The sequence below is a fragment of the Actinomycetospora sp. genome, from assembly GCF_055612215.1.
Map to the genome: position 1 here is coordinate 1 of NZ_JBVPVA010001119.1, position 5,108 is coordinate 5,108.

General features: G+C 73.1%; 3 protein-coding genes. All 3 read left to right on the forward strand.

Annotation, left to right across the window (positions count from 1 at the left end; genetic code table 11):
* On the forward strand, positions 1–531 hold a 531-nt coding region (locus AC0CYZ_RS30085; protein WP_472221782.1), incomplete at its 5' end, for an ABC transporter ATP-binding protein.
* Positions 528–1,436, forward strand: a complete 909-nt coding sequence (gene glfT1, locus AC0CYZ_RS30090) for a galactofuranosyltransferase GlfT1 (RefSeq protein WP_472221783.1) — start codon at positions 528–530, stop codon at positions 1,434–1,436. The genes AC0CYZ_RS30085 and glfT1, both read left to right, overlap by 4 nt.
* A gap of 73 nt (positions 1,437–1,509) precedes the next feature.
* Complete coding sequence (locus AC0CYZ_RS30095; protein ID WP_472221784.1) at positions 1,510–4,938, forward strand: arabinosyltransferase domain-containing protein; 3,429 nt, start codon at positions 1,510–1,512, stop codon at positions 4,936–4,938.
* The last annotated feature ends 170 nt before the right edge of the window (positions 4,939–5,108 follow it).

Here is a 5,108-nt window from a genome sequence, read left to right on the forward strand (position 1 = left end):
ATCCGCGGGCTCTTCCTCGGGATGACCCGCAAGGAGATGGAGCGCCGCGTCGACGAGATCGCGGACTTCACCGAGCTCGGCGACTACCTGACGATGCCGCTGCGCACCTACTCCACCGGCATGCGGGTCCGGCTCGCGCTCGGCGTCGTGACCTCGATCGACCCCGAGATCCTCATCCTCGACGAGGGCATCGGCGCGGTCGACGCGGCGTTCCTCGAGAAGGCACGCGACCGGCTGCGCGACCTCGTCAGCCGCTCCGGGATGCTCGTGTTCGCCTCGCACTCCGACGAGTTCCTCGTCGAGCTCTGCGACACCGCGATCTGGATGGACACCGGCGAGATCCGCGAGCAGGGGGACCTGCGCGAGGTGGTCAGCCACTACAAGGGCCGCGACCTGTTCGAGTCGCTGAGCCCCGACACGCTGCGTCGCCTGGACCTGCAGCGCGACACGGGCGCCCTGCAGCGCGACACGGGCGCCGCCGGGGCCACGCCGACGGACCAGCCCGCCGACGAGACGGTCGGGCTCCCGTGACGACCCCTGACCTCGAGAGCGTCTGGGCCGTGGTGGTCACCCGCCACCGCGCCGAGCTGCTCGCCGACGGGCTCGCCGTCCTGGCCAAGCAGACCCGCCGTCCGGACCACCTCGTCGTCGTCGACAACGGCCCGGACGACGCGACCCGCGAGGTCGTGGAAGCCTGCGGGCTCCCGTCGACCTACCTGCCCTCGCACCACAACCTCGGCGGGGCGGGCGGCTACGCGCTGGGCATGCTCACCGCCCTCGCGCACGGCGCGGACTGGCTCTGGATGGCCGACGACGACGGGCGTCCCGCCGACGAGCACGTGCTCGCCACGCTGCTCGACGTGGCCCGGCGCCGCGACCTCGCCGAGGTCTCCCCCGTCATCGCCGACGCCGCCGACCCGGAGAACCTCGCGTTACCGCTGCGGCGGGGCCTGTCGTGGAAGCGGCGGCGTCGCGAGCTGGCCGACTTCGGCGACGGCGAGCTGATGCCCGGCATCGCGCACCTGTTCAACGGCGCACTCTTCCGGGCCTCGACGCTGGACGTGGTCGGCGTCCCGGATCTCCGCCTCTTCGTCCGGGGGGACGAGGTGGAGCTGCACCGCCGCCTCATGCGCTCGGGGCTTCCCTACGGGACGTGCCTGACGACGGCGTACGTCCACCCCGACGGATCCGACGAGTTCAAACCGATGCTCGGCGGCCGTCTGCACGCCCAGGACCCGGGCGACGCGACCAAGCGGTACTTCACCTACCGCAACCGCGGCTATCTGCTGGCCCAGCCCGGCCTGCGCAAGTTCGGTGCCATCGAGCACCTGCGCTTCGGCTGGTACTTCCTCGTCGAGCGACGGGACGTCGCGGCGATGCGGGAGTGGCTGCGGCTGGTGCGGATGGGCCGACGCGAGAGGTTCCGCCGCCCATGAGGCGGACGCGCCTCCCCGAATCGATCTCCCCGGCGACTCCGGAGGTCATCCACGACATGCCAGGACGCATCACGTGCTGACGTCAGGCAACGAGGCGTCGACCGCCACCGCCGACCCGAAGGTCGGCGCGGCGCTCAACGGCGCGCACGGACCCGCGACGGCGACGGACCCGTCCCCGGCCGAGGAGAAGCGGACGCTGTGGCGCACCCGCTGGCTCGCGGTCCTGCTGGGTGGGCTGGGTGCCGGGCTCGCGCTGGTGTTCCCGTTCCTGCCCGTCGTCCAGGACACCGCGACGATCCAGTGGCCGAGCCCGACGACGGGGACCCGCTCGGTCGACGCGCCGCTGGTCGCCTTCCGGCCGCAGACGATGTCGGCCTCGATCCCGTGCACGGCCGTGCGCAGCCTCGACGCCCGCGCCACGCAGCGCGCGACGGTGCTGTCCACGACGCCGCCGCTCTCCACGGCGGGCGCCCAGGTCGGGCTGCAGCTCTACGTCGACAACGGGCAGCTCACGCTCACCGACCGCGGGCAGCAGGCCGCGCAGGAGCCGGTGCCCGCGGGGCCCTGCAACGTCACGGTCACCTCGGACTACGCCCAGACCGTCATCAACCTCGGGGCCGGCGCCGACGTCGTCCTCGGCGGGGACTTCCGGCCGCAGGTCGTCGGCATCTACTCCGACCTCGACTCGACGCGTGACCCGACCTCGGGGACGAACGTCCAGGTCGTCCCGGACACCCGGTTCCAGACGACCGCGACCGCGCTCAAGACCGCGGCGGGCGTCCTGGCCGTGCTCTGCTTCCTCGGGGCGGTGTGGGCCCTGCACGCGCTCGACCGGAAGGCGGGACGGCGCGCGCCGCGTCTCGCGCCGCGACGGTGGTGGCGGCCGACCGCCCGCGACGCGGTGGTGGTGGCGGCGCTCGCGGTCTGGGCGGTGATCGGGTCCCAGACCTCCGACGACGGGTACATCCTCGGGATCGCCCGCGCCCGCGAGAGCGCCGGCTACATCGGGAACTACTACCGGTGGTTCAACGTCCCCGAGGCGCCGTTCGGCTGGTTCTACGAGCTGTACGCGGTCTGGGTCCAGGTCAGCGACAACGTCCTGTGGATGCGGCTGCCCTCCGTGTTCATGGGCATCGTGTCCTGGCTGCTGATCTCGCGGGAGATGCTGCCCCGGCTGGGCCAGCAGGTCCGGACGTCGAAGGCGGCGGGCTGGGCCGCGGCGATGGTCTTCCTGATGTTCTGGCTGCCGTTCAACAACGGGCTCCGGCCCGAGCCGGTGGCCGTCATCTCGGCGCTGCTGGCGTTCTGCTCGGTGGAGCGCGCGGTGGCCACCCGCCGGCTCGCGCCGGTGGCGCTGGGCCTGGTGGCGGCGGCGTTCGCGCTGGCGGCCACACCGACCGGCCTGATGGCGGTCGCGCCGTTCCTCGCCGCGGCCCGGCCGCTGTTCCGGCTGGTGCAGGAGCGGGTGCGCCGGCTCGGGTGGCTCCCGGTGCTGGCCCCGATCCTGGCGGCCGGCCTCGTCGTCCTCATCGCGATCTTCGCCGACCAGACGTACGCGGCCGTGATGGAGGCCAACCGCGTCCGGTTCCTCATCGGGCCGAACTACACCTGGTACCAGGAGGTCGTCCGGTACGAGTCGCTGTTCTCGGTCTCGGCGGACGGGTCGCTGGAGCGCCGCGCCCCCGTGCTGCTGCTCATCCTCGGGCTCGTGGTCTGCCTCGTCGTGCTGCTGCGCCGCGACCGCATCCGCGGGGCCGCGCTCGGCCCGTCGCAGCGGCTCATCGGCACCACGCTGCTCGGCTTCGTCGTCCTCGCGCTCACCCCGACCAAGTGGACCCACCACTTCGGCGCCTTCGCCGCACTCGGGTCCGGGATGGCGGCGCTGACCGCGCTGGCCACCTCGTCGGACGTGCTGCGCTCGCGCCGGAACCGCTCGCTCTTCCTCGCGGCGGTCTTCGCGACGCTCGCGCTCGCGTTCACCGGCCCCAACACGTGGTGGTACACCAACAACTGGGGCGTCCCCTGGAACGACAAGTCGCCCTCCTACGACCACCACGAGGCCTCGACGCTGCTGCTCGCCATCGCCGGCATCCTGTTGGTCGTCGCGGCGATCGAGCACATCCGCGGCATCCAGGAGGAACGCCCGCCCTCGTCGGGACCCTGGCAGCCGTCGGGACGCGTGGGGCGGGTGGTCGCGCCGGTGCTGGTGCGGGCGAAGCGGCTGCGCGGCTCGCGCTCGGCCAGCGCCGTCGAGCGCCGCGCCCGCGCGCTGCGGGTCGGGTCCGCGCCGATCGCGGTGATCTGCGGGCTCCTGGTGCTCTTCGAGATGGCGTCGATGGCCAAGAGCATCGACAAGCAGTGGGACAGCTTTTCCTTCGGCGGGAACGTCATGCGCCACCCGTTCTCGACGTCGTGCGGGCTGGCCGACCAGGTCCGCGTCGAGGGCAGTCCCGCGGCCGGGGTGCTCCCGGCGGCGCCGCCGTTCACCGGCCTCGCGCCCTCGGCCGCGGGCGTGCTGCCCACGATCGCGCCGCAGACCCCGGTCGCGCCCGGCCAGCAGCCCGCGCCGCTGCCGCCGGACACCGTGGGCGCCTCGAGCCCGCTCGCGCAGCTGGTCGACCCGAAGCCCCTCAACCAGGGCTTCCACGCCCAGAACGCCACCCCGCCGACGGGTGGAGGCACCGGGCTCTCCGGGTTCGAGTACACGCTGCGCAACGACCTCGCCGACCAGACCATCGGCACGTTCGACAAGGACGGGCGCAACACCGGGGTGCTGCGCACGGCGTGGGACTCGGTGGACGGGTCGCTGCGCTCGGGGGCGACGCCGCTGGTGATCTCCGTCGCCGGTCGGTTGAACGGTGGCAACAGCCTGTTCCTGCAGTACGCCAAGCGCCTGCCGGACGGCCGCATCCAGATCCTCGGCCAGGACCAGATCGACGACGGCGCGGGCGGCGAACCCCCGTGGCGCGAGATCAAGGTCAACCTGTCGACGGGCAAGGGCGCCCAGGCCGACGAGGTGCGCCTCATCGCCCAGGATCGCTCGCTCGGGCCCGACGGCTGGATGGCGCTCGCCCCGATGCGCGGGCCGAAGCTGGTGCCGTTCACCCAGGCCGTCGGGACCCAGCCGGGCTACCTGGAGTGGCCGGTGCAGTTCGCGTCGCCGTGCCTGAAGCCGTTCGACGTCCGCGACGGCATCGCCGAGGTCCCGACCTACCGGCTCATCGCGGACGCCTCGCAGTTCCGGATCGGCGGCGAGACGTGGTCGCAGCCGTCCGCGGGCGGCCCGATGGGCTGGATCGAGGTGCTGGAGAAGCAGCAGGACGTGCCGTCGTACCTGCAGGGCGAGCCGAACCTGGACTGGGGCCGCATCGAGCGGCTCGAGCCCTACGCGCCGGGCACCGTGGCGCCGAACGTGGTGCACGGGGAGAAGACGGTGTCGGGTAGCCACAGCGACGGGGAGATCGGCGATCCGCCGCCGGGGATCCCGTCGCCGGAGCGGTGACCGGGCTGTTGTCGTTCTGAGCGAGGGGCCCCTTCGGTCGGTCTAGTCGATCGAGGGGTCCCTTCGCTCGATCCGAGGGCTGGCCCGCCCCGCCCAGCACCGGGCCCGGCCTGCCTCAAGTGCTGATGATCACGGCCGGGCGGCAGGGTGGCGTGCGTGGTGTGCCCCTC